Source organism: Epilithonimonas sp., from assembly GCF_056329745.1.
The window spans coordinates 21,399-37,989 of record NZ_JBWEYV010000026.1 but is presented as its reverse complement, the minus strand read 5'-3'; the positions used below and the strand labels follow the sequence as shown (position 1 = coordinate 37,989).

16 protein-coding genes are annotated in these 16,591 nt (G+C 38.9%); 5 read left to right on the top strand and 11 right to left on the bottom strand.

Annotated features, from left to right (window positions below):
* Nucleotides 1-110: 110 nt before the first annotated feature.
* From AC00Y6_RS14705 to AC00Y6_RS14675, 7 genes are all read right to left on the bottom strand, one after another.
* Nucleotides 111-914, bottom strand: coding sequence for a family 1 encapsulin nanocompartment shell protein (locus AC00Y6_RS14705; RefSeq protein WP_474491366.1), 804 nt, complete (start codon nt 912-914; stop codon nt 111-113).
* A 46-nt stretch (nt 915-960) separates the two neighbouring features.
* The gene (locus AC00Y6_RS14700; RefSeq protein ID WP_474491365.1) at nt 961-1,986 is read right to left on the bottom strand and encodes a Dyp-type peroxidase; all 1,026 of its coding nucleotides are present in this window, start codon (nt 1,984-1,986) and stop codon (nt 961-963) included.
* Between the two features lie 182 nt (nt 1,987-2,168).
* The gene (locus AC00Y6_RS14695) at nt 2,169-3,749 is read right to left on the bottom strand and encodes a DHA2 family efflux MFS transporter permease subunit (protein ID WP_474491364.1); all 1,581 of its coding nucleotides are present in this window, start codon (nt 3,747-3,749) and stop codon (nt 2,169-2,171) included.
* A 116-nt stretch (nt 3,750-3,865) separates the two neighbouring features.
* On the bottom strand, nt 3,866-4,969 hold the full coding sequence (locus tag AC00Y6_RS14690; protein ID WP_474491363.1) for an HlyD family secretion protein: 1,104 nt from the start codon (nt 4,967-4,969) through the stop codon (nt 3,866-3,868).
* Nucleotides 4,970-4,993: 24 nt separating this feature from the next.
* Nucleotides 4,994-6,295 carry a TolC family protein gene (locus AC00Y6_RS14685; protein WP_474491362.1) on the bottom strand — a complete coding sequence of 434 codons (1,302 nt, stop codon included), beginning with the start codon at nt 6,293-6,295 and terminating at the stop codon, nt 4,994-4,996.
* A gap of 23 nt (nt 6,296-6,318) precedes the next feature.
* A complete protein-coding gene (locus AC00Y6_RS14680; RefSeq protein ID WP_474491361.1) occupies nt 6,319-6,951 on the bottom strand; it encodes a TetR/AcrR family transcriptional regulator in 633 nt (210 codons plus the stop codon).
* A gap of 149 nt (nt 6,952-7,100) precedes the next feature.
* Nucleotides 7,101-8,207 carry a DNA polymerase III subunit gene (locus AC00Y6_RS14675; protein WP_474491360.1) on the bottom strand — a complete coding sequence of 369 codons (1,107 nt, stop codon included), beginning with the start codon at nt 8,205-8,207 and terminating at the stop codon, nt 7,101-7,103.
* A gap of 188 nt (nt 8,208-8,395) precedes the next feature.
* Between AC00Y6_RS14675 and bamG the strand changes: the two genes are divergently transcribed.
* The 3 genes from bamG (at nt 8,396) to AC00Y6_RS14660 (ending at nt 11,396) form a co-directional block, all read left to right on the top strand.
* Nucleotides 8,396-9,676, top strand: coding sequence for a BamG family beta-barrel-assembly machinery protein (gene bamG, locus AC00Y6_RS14670; RefSeq protein WP_474491359.1), 1,281 nt, complete (start codon nt 8,396-8,398; stop codon nt 9,674-9,676).
* Nucleotides 9,677-9,761: 85 nt separating this feature from the next.
* Complete coding sequence (locus AC00Y6_RS14665) at nt 9,762-10,292, top strand: LPS export ABC transporter periplasmic protein LptC (protein ID WP_474491367.1); 531 nt, start codon at nt 9,762-9,764, stop codon at nt 10,290-10,292.
* A 48-nt stretch (nt 10,293-10,340) separates the two neighbouring features.
* Nucleotides 10,341-11,396 carry an anhydro-N-acetylmuramic acid kinase gene (locus tag AC00Y6_RS14660; protein WP_474491358.1) on the top strand — a complete coding sequence of 352 codons (1,056 nt, stop codon included), beginning with the start codon at nt 10,341-10,343 and terminating at the stop codon, nt 11,394-11,396.
* Here the strand turns inward: AC00Y6_RS14660 and AC00Y6_RS14655 are convergent, their stop codons facing one another.
* Entirely contained in the window at nt 11,397-11,783 is a 387-nt protein-coding gene (locus tag AC00Y6_RS14655; RefSeq protein ID WP_474491357.1) for an SRPBCC domain-containing protein, read from the bottom strand. It lies immediately after the preceding gene.
* A 36-nt stretch (nt 11,784-11,819) separates the two neighbouring features.
* Between AC00Y6_RS14655 and AC00Y6_RS14650 the strand changes: the two genes are divergently transcribed.
* Nucleotides 11,820-12,422: an NUDIX hydrolase gene (locus AC00Y6_RS14650; protein ID WP_474491356.1), complete on the top strand. Its 603-nt coding sequence runs from the start codon at nt 11,820-11,822 to the stop codon at nt 12,420-12,422.
* A 46-nt stretch (nt 12,423-12,468) separates the two neighbouring features.
* Here AC00Y6_RS14650 and AC00Y6_RS14645 read toward each other — a convergent pair whose 3' ends face one another.
* Genes AC00Y6_RS14645 through ligA form a run of 3 tightly spaced genes read right to left on the bottom strand, consistent with a single transcriptional unit; the run spans nt 12,469 to nt 15,533 of the window.
* Complete coding sequence (locus AC00Y6_RS14645) at nt 12,469-12,846, bottom strand: hypothetical protein (RefSeq protein WP_474491355.1); 378 nt, start codon at nt 12,844-12,846, stop codon at nt 12,469-12,471.
* Between the two features lie 5 nt (nt 12,847-12,851).
* The gene (locus AC00Y6_RS14640; RefSeq protein WP_474491354.1) at nt 12,852-13,496 is read right to left on the bottom strand and encodes an MgtC/SapB family protein; all 645 of its coding nucleotides are present in this window, start codon (nt 13,494-13,496) and stop codon (nt 12,852-12,854) included.
* A gap of 33 nt (nt 13,497-13,529) precedes the next feature.
* Nucleotides 13,530-15,533 (bottom strand): NAD-dependent DNA ligase LigA, encoded by a 2,004-nt coding sequence (gene ligA / locus AC00Y6_RS14635; RefSeq protein ID WP_474491353.1) that lies wholly within the window; start codon nt 15,531-15,533, stop codon nt 13,530-13,532.
* A gap of 142 nt (nt 15,534-15,675) precedes the next feature.
* Between ligA and AC00Y6_RS14630 the strand changes: the two genes are divergently transcribed.
* Entirely contained in the window at nt 15,676-16,422 is a 747-nt protein-coding gene (locus AC00Y6_RS14630) for a glycerophosphodiester phosphodiesterase family protein (protein WP_474491352.1), read from the top strand.
* Nucleotides 16,423-16,591 lie beyond the last annotated feature (169 nt).

Below are 16,591 nucleotides of genomic sequence, written 5' to 3'. Positions count from 1 at the left end.
AATAGAAAAATGAATAGACTTAAAATTGAATTAATTTAATAATGCACTACGAGTTTATTTATTTATTTATTTCCGCATTAATTTGTCTTGGAGTTTTGAATCCAAAAAAATTATTCTGCTGCCTCCAGCACAACTACGGCTTCGGAAGTGTAGAATTGGAAGGTAAAACTCTCCTGTAGATAAAGCTTCACAGTGGTATCGGTATGGCTAAGGTAACCGATGGAAATATCCTGACCGATACTCATCTTAAAGTCGCCGCCACGGGTTGAAATCACAAAGCCACCTTTGATTGCTGGCGCCCAAACTATATCACCATCAATCAGTTCCTGCAAGTGATGAAGCATTGGATAACCTTCGTCGCTTCCGCCGCTGGCTGCCGTATAGGCATCTGCGCCCAAGACCAAAACATAAGGCCCATTAACACCAGCAAAACGTAACTCGCTCAACGCATGGGCAATGGTATCCGGATAATTCTTAATACTTGCCGGAAGTTTGAAACGTCTGTTGCTGCTTCCCTCGCGGATGCCCTGGATTCCTGCTGCGGCATAACCTTCAAAAATAGCGCGGTCTTCTGCAAATGCAATTTTCTCCGCAGCGTCCTTCAACGGTTGCCAGTCAGAATCTTCTGATCCTCGCTCCACGTCGTCAATAGCCTCGCGGGTCAGTTCAAACGGTACACGGAATTCCACAACAGGATTCACTTCCCTCACGGAAGCCTGAACGCCCTCTCCGGGTGTTTCCACAGAACGGATATGCCCCGTTCCAACGGCAGAAAGGTCAAAACCTTTTGGTCCGTCTACATCTACTACTTTTCTTGCGGCAAGGTATCTTTTGAGAGTTCGTGTTGCTTCTTCTTCAATTTGTTCCCAAGCTGCCTCGGAGATTGGGGCCAGTTTACGGTGTAAATTATTCATATTGTTTTGTTTTTATTCTCATTTTTAAAATTGATGAAACCAATTTTTATTTCAGTGATCCAATGCCAAGCGAACCATCGCCTTTGCGTGAATCGGATTTTTTAGTATCATCATGATTTTCGGTTTGTGAAGGATCTGCTTCGTCATCAACGGAAGAAAAATCATCCAGCATATCCATCGTAGGCACAAAAAACAGGCTTCCGGTTTTGGCTGTACTGAAGTCTAACAAACGGTCATAATTCCCAACAGGATTACCTATAAACATATTATTCAGCATTAATTTAACAGTACTGAAAGTGCTTGCATAAGCAATAAAATAGGTTCCCATCTCGTTAGTTGACATATTCCCAAACGGGAGATTGTCCCGGATAATTTTGAGATCATCTCCCACATTGGCAAGTGCCGAATGCGAATTGGCAGGTTTTACATCATCCGTCATTTCAACATCGCTGTCTTTATAGCGGCCAAACACTTTTTCCTGCTCTTCTACAGGCAATGCCTTGAAAGCTGCCAAATCATGGATATACTTCTGAACAAACAGATAACTGCCCCCTTTGTAAGCCAAATCTTCATCACCAATTAATCCGAAAAATGCGCGTTGCTGGCTTTCTGGATTTTCTGTTCCGTCTACAAATCCGAGAATGGAACGCCCATCCCAATAACGGAAACCATGCACTTCTTCTACACAATCTGCTACAGGGGAAAGTACTTTGGCAATATCTTCTGCCATGTCAAAACAGATGCTGTTGTTGGTTCCCTTGAGGTGAAAATGCAAATCACCTTTGGTAGAAACTGCAGTATACGGGTTGCCGATAATCGGTTGAAACTCCTCCAGTTCTTTCGGTAAAGGTTTGGGAAGCCCCAATAAATTCCAGGCACTGAAACCGATTCCCATGATGCAACTCGCATTGTCATCCGGAAAACGCACATAAGCAGAATGGTTAAGATTGATTACCAAGGCGCAAACACGCTGAAAAGCTTGTTTTACATCTACTCCTTCTTTAAAATTCCAAACTGCAAAAATGGTGTTTGTCCCGTGAGTGCCGAGAACATCCTGAGATCCCTGTTTCATGTTTTTGATTTCGATCAATAATTATCAGTTGCTAATTTAATGATATGTGCGGAGAAAATCAATGCTTTTTGCTTGTTTGTAATGTTTCTTTTTTATTAAGAATGTTTAAACAACAATAAAAAAACAAAAAACTCAGAACCGCTAACGATCCTGAGTTTACACAAATAACTATAAATAAAAAATTAATGAACCGAACTTAAATCGATTTTTTCACCTTTACCTTTCCTCTCTCTAACAAACAACACAAACGGAATACAGATAAGGAAAATAATTCCCAAATAAAGGAATACATCCATATAAGAAAGGACTGTAGCCTGTTTTGTAACGGAATAATCCAACATTTGATAAGCGGATTGCAATGCCTTGTCAGGTGCCATTCCTTTAGCTATAAAACTTGCCTTGAGACCTGCAACACGTTGTTGAACATCCAGGTTATTAACATCCAGATGTGACACCAAATTGCTTCGGTACAATTCGCTTCTGTTGGCTATGAACGTCGTAATGGCAGCAATCCCAAAAGAACCACCCAACTGTCGCATCATCCCTGTAAATGCGGCTCCCTGACCAATTTCAGGGCCTTTCAGCGTGCTTAATGATAGTGATGTTATCGGGATAAACAATAATCCCAGTCCCATTCCTCTTACAATCAGCATCCAGAAAAAGGCATCTTTTCCAGTGTCGGGTGTCAAAATTTTGTAACCCCAGAAACTGTAAACAAAGAATATAAACAGCCCTAACGCTACCAGAACCTGCTGCTTGGCACCTTTGGTCAATAATTTCCCAATAATCGGCATCATAAAAGCCGTGGTTAGAGCTGCCGGAATCATCAATGCACCGGATTGTAAGGCTGTCCAACCCAAAATACTCTGCGTGTACAGCGGAACAATAAAGGTAGAACCATACAAACCAAAGCCTAAAATAAAGGACATCACGGTACCAATCCTCAAATTACCATTTTTGAGAACCCGAAGTTCCACAATAGGATATTTGAAGGTTAGTTCCCGCCAGATAAAGAGTATAAAACCTACAACGGCAGTGATGGTTAGCACAATAATGGCTTTGCTATCAAACCAATCATCCTCGTGACCTCTTTCCAAAATGTATTGTAAAGATCCTACAAAAGCTGCCAACAGCGCAATCCCCAGCCAATCGACATCGGACGCTGATCTTTTTTCTGCATAACGCGGACTTTTGACAAACTGTAAAGTCAGTAATGTAGCGATAATCCCCAGCGGAATATTGATGTAAAAAATAAACGGCCAGCTGTAATTATCTACAATGTACCCACCCAATGGCGGCCCCAAAGTTGGCCCAATAATAACGCCCAAACCATAGATGGCCTGCGCCATACTTCTTTTCTCGATAGGGTAAGATTCTGTGATAATCGTTTGTGACGTTACCAGAAGTGCACCGCCGCCAATCCCTTGGCAAAGACGGAAAAATACCAGTTCCCAAATATTCGTCGCATTACCGCAAAGGAACGAGAATACCGTAAATATAATGATGGATGCCGCGAAATAATTCCTACGCCCAAACTGCTGAGACAGCCAGCTGGTCATCGGAACAATAATCACATTACCAATAGCGTATGCCGTAATAACCCAGCCCACCTCGGAAAGTGTGGCACCCAAGTTACCCTTCATCTCGTTAAGTGCCACGTTGACGATTGTAGAGTCTACAATCTCCAAAAGCGCACAGACGATAGCTGTAATGGTAATAATTACCCGCCGAAATCCATATTCTACTAATGAATCGTCTTGCATTTTAATTGTATTAAATGATTAAAAAATTAAAGTATTAAAAGATTACTTTTTCTTTAATTTAAAAACATCGATTAGTTCAGATTTAATCTTTTAATCATTAAATCTTTAATTAATAATTACTTAAGAGAAACTACTGTCTGAACATTCATCCCGACACGCAATTTCTTCATAATATCCGGATTAAGGTTATCGAATGTAATTTTGACAGGAAGCCTTTGCACTACTTTTACAAAGTTACCACTCGCGTTGTCCGGAGGAAGCAAAGCAAATGCAGATCCTGTTGCAGGAGAGAATGAACTGATGGTTCCTTGGAATTTTTGGTCAGGATAAGCATCGATTTCTATTTCCACTTTCTGGCCTTCTACCATTTTCTCCACCTGTGTTTCTTTAAAATTGGCCACCACCCATTTTTGATTGCTCAAAACGATGCTGAACAATTGCGAACCAGCTTGGATAAACTGTCCTGCCTGAACCGGGATTTTGGAAACATAGCCACTTTCTTTGGCTGTGATAACCGTGTAAGAAAGATTTAGTTTTGCATTTTCCACATCTACCTGTCTCTGTCTCAGTTGAGCGTTGGCCACGCCAATCTGCTGAGAAGTGGCGTTGGACTGCGATGTTACCACACCAGTCTGTACATTGGCCTGGTTTTTCTGATCTACCAAAACCTGAAGTTGCTTTTCAGCAGTTTGATAAGCCGCCAAAGCCTGCTCATATTGCTGTTGCGTTATAGAATGGTCTTTTACCAGCTCAGAGTATCTTTTAACATCCTGTTGGGTTCTCCAGACATTCACTTTTGCCGCTTCTATTTGTGCATTAGCAGTCTGTACTGCCGCTCTGGAATTATTGATGCCCGATGCCGCAGCAGCAGAACCGGCCTGTGCCGATGCAATGTTACTTTGGGCTGTTCCCAATGCAGCTTCTGCAGATGAAACGGCCATTTTTTGATCTCGGTTGTCGAGAACAATCAGCGTGTCACCTTTTTTGACAAATTGGTTATCTTTTACCTTTATCTCTGCTACATAACCAGAAATTTTTGAAATTACCGGGCTGATGTCAGCAGCAATTTGTGCATCATCGGTCTCTTCGTGGGATTGACCATATTGATACTCCCTAAATCCGAAAATTGCCGCAGCGACTACTGCTACTATCAGAATGATATAAAAAAGAGGACTTCTTTTCTTTTTTGCAGGAACTGAGTTTATATTATCTTGTGCCATTATTTTGTTGTTAATTATTAATTTTTATTGGTTAATGATTCCGGTTGTCTGTAATAGTTTTTTGTGAGCCAGTGCCGCATCCGCTTTGGAGGTAACCACATTCACATTGGCTGTAATCTTGGCTGTATCAGCTTCTAAGAGATTGGTGATGGTTTCCAGCCCGCTGTTATACTTATTAAGTGTAATCCTGTAATTTTCCTCCGCTTGCTCCAGCGCTCTTTGATAAACATCAATCTTTTTGTGTGCATACAAGTCGTTTTGATAATCCCGTTTCACTTCCAACGTAACATTGTCATTTAACAAGTCATTATTGGCGGCCAATTCCTGTTCTTTTGCTTTGGACTGCATAAAACTTGAATTCTTTTTCCAAATGTTAGAAATATTATAAGAGAGCCCAACACCTACATTCACGGCATTGGTTACTGTTAATAATTTGGGAATATCAGCCGCAACATATCCCCCTGTGAAAGCCAATGAAGGTAAATTCTCGGCTTTGGCAGATTTGGTTCCCAATGCTGCTGCTTTTCTTTGAAGGTCAAGTGCTTGAAGATCTTTCCTGTTTTCTCTGGCTAAGTTTAAATAATAGTCATCCGGTTTGCCAAGGTCATCTTCACCAATGTAGGTAGGATCTACCTCAATCTCTGTATTATCAGCAAGGCCTAACAAGAGATCCATATTGATATTGGCAATGCTATAATTATTTTGAGCTTCCATCAGTTGCAACTCGATATTGGAAGTCTGCAGCTGTGCCTTTAACCGGTCATTACGGGCAATTACTCCGTTATTTTCCAGCTTGATAAAAGACTGGTCCCTTTTCTGTGAAGAAGCCAGGTTTTCCTGCAGCAATTTCACTACCTGAGAGGCTTTGAAAAGGTTATTGTAAGCCTGAGCTATATTATAAGCAATAGCATTTTTATCATTCTCCGATGTCAGTTTAGAAGCTTCTAAAAGATACTGCGCAGACTGGATACCATACTTAATGCGTCCACCAGAATAGATAGGTAGTGATAAGTTGGCAGAACCATAAACCACCTGTTTTACAGGAGAATTTCCTGGTGCAGCCATTCCCGGAATTTTGAGACTCACATTGGCTTCCACGGGAAGATACATATAAGTTCCTGATATCTTCAGATCCGGTAACTGCTTATTTTTTGCCTCCAAAAGATTAGCGGTAGATTCCTCTATCTTGGCCTGATCTATTTTTAAGTTCTTGCTATTCTCAATTCCCAATTTTACAGCATCATCCAGACTCAAAACTTTTCTTTCCTGAGCGGACATTGAGTAAAATGCAGCGATAACAAATGTTGTTGTCAAAAATTTATTCACTGTATACAAATGTTTTTTTATAATTAATTTTCTTTATACCCAATAATGGCTCTCAAAACTTCTTTCACATGGGCACTGGCCTCCTGAAAGTATTGCTCTTCATAATGCTTTTCATCAAAATCTGGATTATTCTTTTTGAGGTATTCCTTATAAATTTTCATCCCGTGCATGGCATTAAAGATGGTTCCAGAAATGGTACATTGCAGAAGGTGGTAGGAGGGCCTTTTTGTAAAGACGCCTTTCTCCAGCCCCATTTCTATAATCTGTTGGTTGATCTCGATATAATTAATCTTGGACGCTCTCAAAAACCGTTGAATGTTTTTATTTTGGCTGATAACCTGCTGAGTATGCACCAGTAGAAAAAAATCGCGTAAACGCTGCACCCTGCTTACAAAATTGTCTACAAACTTGTCAATTTTCTGGATCTCGGTGAGCTCCTCTTTTTCCATTATATTTTTGGCAAAATTGAGTCCTTCTTCCATGCGCCATTTGAAAAGCTCTTCCAAAAGGTTTTCTTTGGACCCAAAATAGTAGGAAATCATGGATACATTTACTTTGGCTTTTGCCGCAATATCCCTCACCGAAGTCCCATTATAACCGTTAGCAGCAAAGAGCTTCTCCGCAACCATCATTATATGTTCTTCTTTTGTTGGCATGTTCTAATTTTTAGCGGTGCAAAGTTAAATTAAAATCATGCTTCAATCAAACATTTGTTTGATTAATTTTTTATTAACAGAATATTTATATCGTCTATAATATGAAAACAATTGTTGTAATTAGAAACCTAAGAAATATAAATAATTGATTAGGCGGCCGGTTTGTGGATATATCGGGTTAGCTTAATACCCATATCTGTCAGCACAATCTTGGAGTTGGCGTTTCGCGAGATATGGTAAGACGCTTCTGTAATTTCTTCTACAATAGAAACTATATTAGCACCGTGGATAAACCGAGAGAATGATTGCCAGTTAAAATTGCCTTCGCCAAGTTTTTTGTAAACCAAATTGTTGTTGCCATAATTCTGAAGCATCGCCAGACGGAAAATCTCAATGCAATAATTAAGAAATTTTAGTTGCTTTTCTCTATTCCACTCCGATATTTGCCGCGCCCATTTTACAATTTCGCGCAAGACTTCGGGTTTTTTCTTTGCCTGAAACGCATTTCTTACCCATTGGATAAAAAGAGTTTCAAACTCAGAGGCTCCGGTATTGTTGGCGAGAAAAGATTTTGCAAGATTCCAATCGCCTTGTGCCTGATATGCAATTTCTTTGGCAGAATCGTGACCTTCTAGATTTTCTATCATATCTTCATCGGCAATTCTCGGCACGTTGACTATTTGGCATCTGGATAAGATTGTTGGCAAAATATCATTGGTGCTGGGCGCGCAAAGTATAATGTAGGTGTTTTTTGGTGGCTCCTCCAGAAACTTCAGGATTTTATTGGCTGCCGCGGCATTCATCTTATCAGCACGCCATACGATGAGGATTTTACTGCCACCTTCAAAACTTTTCAGGTTAAAGCGTTGACCAATATCCTCGGCCTCATCTGCAGAAATAAAAAACTGTTTGTTTTCGGACTCCAAAAAACTGGTCCAGTCATCAAAGGAAGAGTACGGGTTTTCCAATATCATTTCTCTAAAATTATCGAAGTAACGTTTGCTTAGCGAAACATTTTTCTCCGAAAAAACAGGGAAACTGAAATGCAGATCGAGATGGTTGAGGTTTTCTACTTTGTGGACAGATGTGGGATTCTCTTTCTCAAAAATCTCTTGTGCCATTGCCAAAGCAAGGGGCAAGACCCCAAAACCTTCTTCACCCACAAAGAGTTGTGCATGCCCAACTCTGGAATCATGGATGCTATCTTTTAAAAGTTTTTTAATGGATTTTTGTCCAATAATCTGATCCCATTTCATAAGTACAAAGATAATTTTTTTGACTGATGTATGATAGAAGAGGTCTCGTTTTTATTTTTACCAATTCAGCAATATACAAAACTGTACTCTCATAACAATAGTGCAGTGGTTACTTAACAAACTTTAACCGAAATATATTTTTGCAATTCATTATTAATTAAGATATTTGCGCATTGAAATTTTAAAGGATGAAAAGAATTTTTGTTTTATCATCAGTGGTAGCAGGGTATTTCCTAAACGCGCAGAGTATCGGTAATTCACCGTATGGCGCTTACGGAATTGGGGATGTAAAATATGATAATACAGGTGATATCAGTTCTATGGGTGGGATTTCCACGGCGTATATCTGGGATTTTAATAATAATTTTAATTTCCGAAATCCGGCGGCCAATACCAACCTTGAATTGACTACCATAAAAGTGGAAGGGACCAATGAGAATAATTATTATAAGTCAAATTATAATAATATGAGCAGTACAAAGCATTCTACTTACCTTTCCAACATTACAATTGCTTTTCCTATTACCAAAAAGGTGAAGTTTGGGATGGGCTTCCAGCCATACAGCTCCAAGTCTTACAACATTCTTACCACTTCAGACCTTGCTGGCAGCGATGGTATTTCGCAGAGCCACCGCTTTCATGGTGAAGGATCCATGAATACCGTACAGGCTGCTTTTTCATATCAGGTAACGCCTGCTTTTGCACTTGGTTTACGGTCTAATTTTTATTTTGGTAAGCTCTATGATATAGAAGAAGCTTCCTTTACCGGCGCTGAGTTGATTAGTGGTTACTCCAACAGTTACAGGATTCAGTCTTTTAATTTCACATTAGGCACCACGTATCAGAAAAAACTGGCTAATGACCACAAGATTACATTGGGAGCCACTTATACATTTGGAAATACAGGCAGTATGAAGAATGTTTATACCAATAGCACATATTTCTACACTGTAGGCGAGGCAAAATCTTATGAAACCATTATAGATCAGCAGACTATGTATGACAAAAAGTTCCTCCCTCAGGAAGCATCTTTTGGGGTTGGATACGGTCATGACACCAAGTGGTTTTTGGGTGCACAAGCTGATTACAAAAAAGGAGAAAACTTTAACTACCTTGGGCATACATTGGCATATCAAGACTCTTATAGATACTCTGTGGGTGGATGGTATTTGCCCAATTTCAACAACTTCCGCTCTTATTTTTCCCGTGTGATTTACCGTTACGGTGCTTACTATGAAAAAGGAAACTTGCAGATCAACGGAACTAATATCAACAAATATGCAGTCACAGCTGGAGTAACATTGCCATTTCAGAAAAGCAATATCAACCGTATGAACAGTATAGATCTTGGTTTGGAACTAGGCAAGAGAGGGACGTTGGACAACAGCATGATTCGTCAGAACTTTATCAATCTAAGAGTCGGAATCAATTTTGCTGACAAATGGTTCGGTAAAAAACTCTATAATTAATGAGCAACTACTGATAATCTCAATGAAAGATTATTGCTTAAAAATATTTAACTTGAAAACATCACAACAATTCATCTTGTTGCTGATGTTTTTTCTTATTCAATCCTGCGAAGAAGATCTTACCAAAATCAATACCCGTAAAAAAACCAACTTTGCGTCACAGGTTATCTACGATGGAAATATTATACAAAGGGATTCCGGACAGGTAAAAGTCAACTTCCGCGCGCCCCTAATTGAGAAATATGAGTTGATAGATTCCCCCTATGTAGAAGCCAAAAAAGGCATTTACCTTGAGTTTTTTGACAAGAAATCAAAAACGCCGGGTAAAATATGGGCCAAGTACGCGAAGTATAATGAAAAAAGGGATTTTTATTTTGCCAAAGGCCGTGTGAAAGTGATTACTACCGAAGGACAGACCTTTGTGATGGAAACCATCAATTGGGATAAGCGTAATAAGAAAATGTATACAAAGGATACCGTTTTTGTATCGGACAAGGATGGTAATATCTTGGTTGGCTCACACGGCATGGTTGCCAAAGACGACTTTTCCGAATACACATTTTTTAATAATTCAGGGAGTTTTAACTCTACCAACTTACCGACAACAAGTAAGTAAAACGATCGACAATAGGCTTGTCGTTTATAAATTAAATTTTTTCACCAATTGGAAACTCAGATTTTTCATGCCATCGGTCTTATGTCCGGCACCAGTCTGGATGGTTTGGATATTTGCTATTCCAAATTTAGCCTAAAACAAAACTTTTGGTCTTTTGAAATCTTAAAATGCAAAACGCTTTCTTATTCTGAAGAATGGGAAAATACATTAAGAAATGCCATTGATCTATCCAGTGAAAAGCTACTACGGCTACATTCGGATTACGGTTTTTTTCTCGGTGAAAAGGTTTCGGAATTTATAACTGAAAATAACATCCAAAACCTAGATTTGATTGCTTCGCATGGGCATACGGTTTTCCATCAGCCCGAGCATAGGTTTACATTTCAGATTGGCGATGGACGTGCTATTAAAGCGGTAAGTGGCCAAAAAGTGGTTTATGATTTCCGAAGCCAGGATGTGATCTTAGGCGGCAATGGTGCACCGTTGGTTCCTATTGGCGATGAGCATTTGTTTTCCGAGTATGATGCCTGTCTCAACCTAGGCGGTTTTTCCAATATTTCTATTAAAAAGAACGGAAAACGTATTGCATTTGATATCTGTCCAGTTAATATTATTTTGAATGAATTGGCAGCCAGATTTGGCAAGAAATATGATGATAATGGTAACATTGCGAGTAAAGGCAGTATTGATGAAACCCTTTTAAATAAGCTTAATAAACTGGAATTTTATTCTCAAAATGCACCAAAATCTTTAGGAGCAGAATGGGTTATCAGCAATATCAATCCCTTAATAAAAAATCAAAAACCAGAGGATTTGCTAGCAACTTTTACAGAACATGCTGCCCTACAAATTGCTAAAACATTTTGTGATTTTGACATCAGTAATATTCTGATAACAGGCGGCGGTGTCTACAATTCTTTGCTAATAGAAAAAATAAAAGCAAAAACCAAAACCATTATTCACATTCCCATAAAAGAAATTATAGAATATAAGGAAGCTTTGATTTTTGCCTTTATGGGTGTTTTGCGGTCACAAAATATCAATAATGTGTTGTCCTCAGCAACCGGCGCTTCGCACAATCATTCGAGTGGATTGATTTGCTAGTTACAGTTGCTCAATCTTATCGGTCAAAGAGTTGATGAAATTCTGCAATGGTTTTTCTACCATCATTTTGATAAACGGATTAAATTTCCCGTCAAAAAGCAACTGAACTTCGGTTTGGTTGTCGTTCACAGGGTTCATCGTTCCTGTTAATGCAAAATCAAGGCTGGAGCTGGCAGATTTTAGAACCACTTCTTTATCAGAAACATTTTCTATTTTCAGAGCAATTTCTGGCATCCCTTTTAGCCCGAATTTGAATCCATTGTCTTTAACTTCAAATTTTTGAAGTCCGTCCGGCATCAGGTCTTTATAATCTTCAGGTTTTTTCAACATTTCTGCCAATTCTGATGAAGATTTATTTACGATAATTTTTCGTCCTTCTAGATTCATTTTTATATTTTTGTATTAATATTAAAAGCCTTACAAATGTATAAAGTTTTTATCAATGAGAAAGAATTAATTTTGAGCCAAGAGCCTCAGAATAGTCCTAAAACACTGAATTACGATGGCACGCATAGCTTTGACTTTGCCATAGACCTTCTTGAAAACACCGCATCGCAGGGCCTTAATATTTACTATAATAATATAGACCAGTTGTGGGCCGATTTTGGCAACTATTTCAAAAGAATTGATGCCGCCGGCGGAATTGTCCTAAACAAAGACCAAAAAATCCTCTTTATCCACCGCCTAGGAAGGTGGGATTTGCCAAAAGGAAAAATAGAACCTGGCGAATCCCGTGAAGTAGCAGCAGTGCGCGAAGTGGGCGAAGAGTGTGGGATATTTGACCTTGAACTGAAACGTTTCATCAATTCAACTTATCATATCTATACGGAGCGCGATGGAAAAAAAATCCTAAAAACGACCTATTGGTTTGAAATGTTTTACCCTGGAAATGCCACTCCCAAACCTCAAATTGAAGAGGGCATCAATGAGGTTGATTGGAAAGATGAAGAGGCCATCAAAACGACTATTTTGCCCTCAACATTCCAAAATATAAAATTGATTCTCAAAGATTATTTAACATCATAATTCATATAAAAATGAGGAAGTTGAAAATCATTTATTAGATAATTTTTTATATCAATCTGCAAGGGACCTCTAGATCTTCTGTCAAATAATAACTGCTGCACAGCCTGTGGTAGCCGTCCGCGATTATCAGGCAATTTTTACCTCTTACAAGAAGTATGGGTGACAGTTTCTTTTTGTTTTTGATCTTCTTAAAATTTTCCTTTACATGTATATTGCTTTTTGGCAATAATGGCAACTGGCTGGCTCTGAAAATATCCTTCGATTTTTTCTGAATTGTATTTGTCGCCTTTAATCTTTTCACAAGTTTTTCGCATTCTTGCTGTTCAAACAATAGTTCCAGATAATCTAATGCTGCAGGGAAATCCTGCGCTTGTGGCTCTTTTAACCAAATATCATCTTTGGTTATTTTTTCTTTTAGATTCATAAGTATTAGAATTGATAAGCGTTAATTCTATCATCTTCCATTAGCTGGCTTACCAGATCTTGATGATGGGTGTTTTTACCGGTAATTCGCCATGTTGTGGACAATTTTTCATCATTATATTGCTGTTTTAAAATGATAAATTTCAAGTGGTTTTCTTTAAATAACATTTCGCAATATTTAAAATCGTCTTGTGATGAGGTGGTAATACGATACTCCCTTATCTTATGATGATTATCGATATAATCCTGAAGGTAGGTAAGAAAGCTAAGGATTAATAAAACCAGAATCATCCCCAAAAAAGCCAATATAATTTTGCCCGATCCTACTGCCATTCCAAGAGAAGCTGTGGCCCAAATGGTAGTAGCGGTGGTTACGCCGCCTATTTTATTATCATCTTTGAAGATCACACCTGCACCCAAAAACCCAATTCCTGTTATGATATTGGCAGCAAGTCGATCAGGATTTTGTACGCCAATTTTTAAGGATAATATCGTAAACAGACAGGATCCAAAGCTCACTAAAATAAATGTTCTTAGACCAGCAGATTTGTTGCGGTATTCCCGCTCCGCACCTATCAGCAGCCCTATAAAAATTGATATTAATATGAGGAGCAGATCATTTTGTAGATTAAAAATTTCCAGTAATTGCATTTTTAGAAATTTGAGGTATTTGATAAATTTATTTTAATTAATTAAATCCAGGAATTGCTGCTCATCCAAAATGGTAATGGTCCCGATATCCTGCGCTTTTTTCAATTTGCTGCCGGCTTTTTCGCCCACTACAAGGTAATTTAGGTTTTTGGAAACAGCAGAGATATTTTTTCCGCCGTGTTTTTCCACCATTTCTTCCGCCTGTTCTCTGGTAAATAAAGAAAGTTTTCCGGTGAAAAGGAAGGTTTTTCCTTCTAAAACGCTACTCAAAACTTCGTTGATAGATTCACCTTTTTCCAGTTGTACACCATAGGATCTCAGCCTCTCGATCATCATCACATTCTCCTGGTTTTGGAAAAAATCCACAATGCTCACGGCAATTTTAGTTCCGATATCTTCTACTTCACAAAGCTCTTCAACCGATGCATTTTTCAGTTCATCAATTGTTGGGAAATTTTTGACCAACTTTTTGGCAACCGTTTCGCCTACATGTTTGATGCCGATTCCGTACAATACTTTTTCAAATGCTACCTTTTTGGATTTTTCGATACCGTCAATGATGTTCTGTGCCGATTTTTCCGCCATTCTTTCCAATGGTAATAATTGTTCCTTTTTCAGAGTGTAGAAATCTGCTGGGTTTTCAACCAATTTTTCACGGTACAATTGTTCAATGGTTTCGCTACCGAGGTTCTCGATATTCAGTGCTTTTCGGGATACGTAATGAATCATCCTGCCCACTACCTGTGGCGGACAATGCAGTTCATTCGGGCAAAAATGGATTGCTTGGTCTTCAATTTTAACGAGTGGCGTCCCACATTGCGGGCAATTTTTAATATACTCAATCGGCGTTTGTAGGAGCGTTCTTTTTTCAACATTCACCCCAACAATTTTCGGAATAATCTCGCCTCCTTTTTCTACATAAACAAAATCGTGCTCATGCAGGTCTAGTTTTTTGATGATGTCTTCATTGTGTAATGAGGCACGTTTTACCGTTGTTCCGGCCAGTAGAACTGGCTTCAGGTTGGCAACCGGCGTAATGGCACCCGTTCTGCCCACCTGGTAAGAAACGCTCAGCAATTCGGTTTCGGCTTTCTCCGCTTTGAATTTGTATGCCATTGCCCAGCGTGGGGATTTGGCAGTGTAACCCAACTGTCGCTGTTGTTTTATCGAATTGACTTTTAGAACAATGCCGTCAATCTCAAAAGGGAGTTGATGCCTCGCTGTATCCCAGTAAGTGATAAATTCTTTGACTTCGTCCAGAGTTCTGCAGAGTTTTGCCTGATCTTCGGAAACTTTAAAACCCCAGTTTTTCGCCTTTGCCAAAAGGTCCCAATGTGTCTCTGCCGGAAAATCATCGGCAATATATTGATACAATACAGATGATAATCCACGTTTTCTAACCTCGGCGGAGTCTTGCATTTTCAAACTTCCGCTGGCGGTGTTTCTTGGATTCATAAAAAGGTCAAGGCCTTCCTCTTCCCGGATTTTATTGATTTTATCAAAGTTTTTCCTCGTTAGATAGATTTCGCCACGGATGTAGAACCGCTCGGGAAAATCGCCTCTTAGAGTCAGTGGGATGTCCGAAATGGTACGGATGTTATTGGTAATTTCATCACCCTGAAAACCATCGCCACGCGTCACCGCCTGAGATAATTTACCATCCTCATATAGGATCGAAATCGAGGCACCGTCATATTTAAGTTCAGCCACAAATTCTACAGGTTCAGTTATAGTTTTGATAATGCGTTTTTCCCAGTCTTCAAGATCATCAAAATCATAGGAATTATCAAGAGAATACATCCTGTACTGATGCTGAACGGTTGGGAAATTCTTGGTAATGCCGCCGCCAACACGCAGAGTGGGAGAGTTGGGATCAAAAAACTCCGGATGGGCAGCCTCCAGATCTTGCAGGGTTTTCAGTTTGGTATCAAACTCAAAATCCGTAATGGATGGCTCGTCTGCAATATAATAACTGTAGTTGTGCTGGTGGAGTTCTTGTCTCAATGCTTCTATCTGTTGCTGGATATTTTCGGACATGCTTGGTATTTGAGACAAAAATAAAAAGTATTATGCTTAAAATTAAGATTAAATTTAACAAATGTTTATTTCTTATTAAAGTAAGGATTATATTCTATCTTTACCTTTGCCCCACTGCCATTGCAGATAGAAAAAGTATATTATGAAAAAAATGATCGTAGGGGTTGGCCTTGTAACCAGTCTCTTTATGAATGCACAAACACAGATTATTGCGCACCGAGGTTTTTGGAAAACCAATCCTGAAACGACAGAGAATTCTCTCAAATCTTTGGAAAATACGCAAAAACTTAAAATCTACGGATCTGAGTTTGATGTAAGAATGACTAAGGATGGTTTTCTTGTGATTAACCATGATGAGCATCATGGCGGCATGACGATCGCGGACACAAATTTTGCGGATCTCGAAAAGGTAAAACTCTCGAATGGTGAAAATTTTCCAACATTGGCTAGTTATCTAGAGCAGGGTAAAAAAGACCCTAAAGTAAAACTGATTGTTGAGATAAAACCAGCTGCTGATAAGACCTTGGAAGATGAATTGGTAAAAAAAACCATCAAAACCATTAAGAATATGAAGTTGGAAGCTCAGTGTGAATTTATATCATTTAGTTTCAATATTTGTAAGGAAATCAAAAAAGTGGATGCCAACTTCAAAGTACAGTATTTGAATGGCGACCTCTCTCCGGAGCAAATTAAAAAAGAAGGGATTGATGGCATAGATTATCATTACAATGTCTTCAAAAAGAATCCAACATGGCTGGCTGAGGCTAAAGCGCTGGGTTTAATGACCAATGCTTGGACGGTAAACGATGTTAAAATCTATGATGACCTTAAAAAACAGGGAATTGGATTTGTAACTACCAATACCCCCGATGTTTTCAAAGCGAGATAGGCGATTGAAATTTATAATTATTAGCTACCAATTCAATTTTAAAGATTTAGTTACTGATGAGGTTTAGAAAATACAGTTAAATATTATGTTTTAAAAATAGTAATGGCATACTGTTTCAGTAGATTTCTCTAGAAATAATATAGTCATCACGAATAAAAAATTGAAGGAA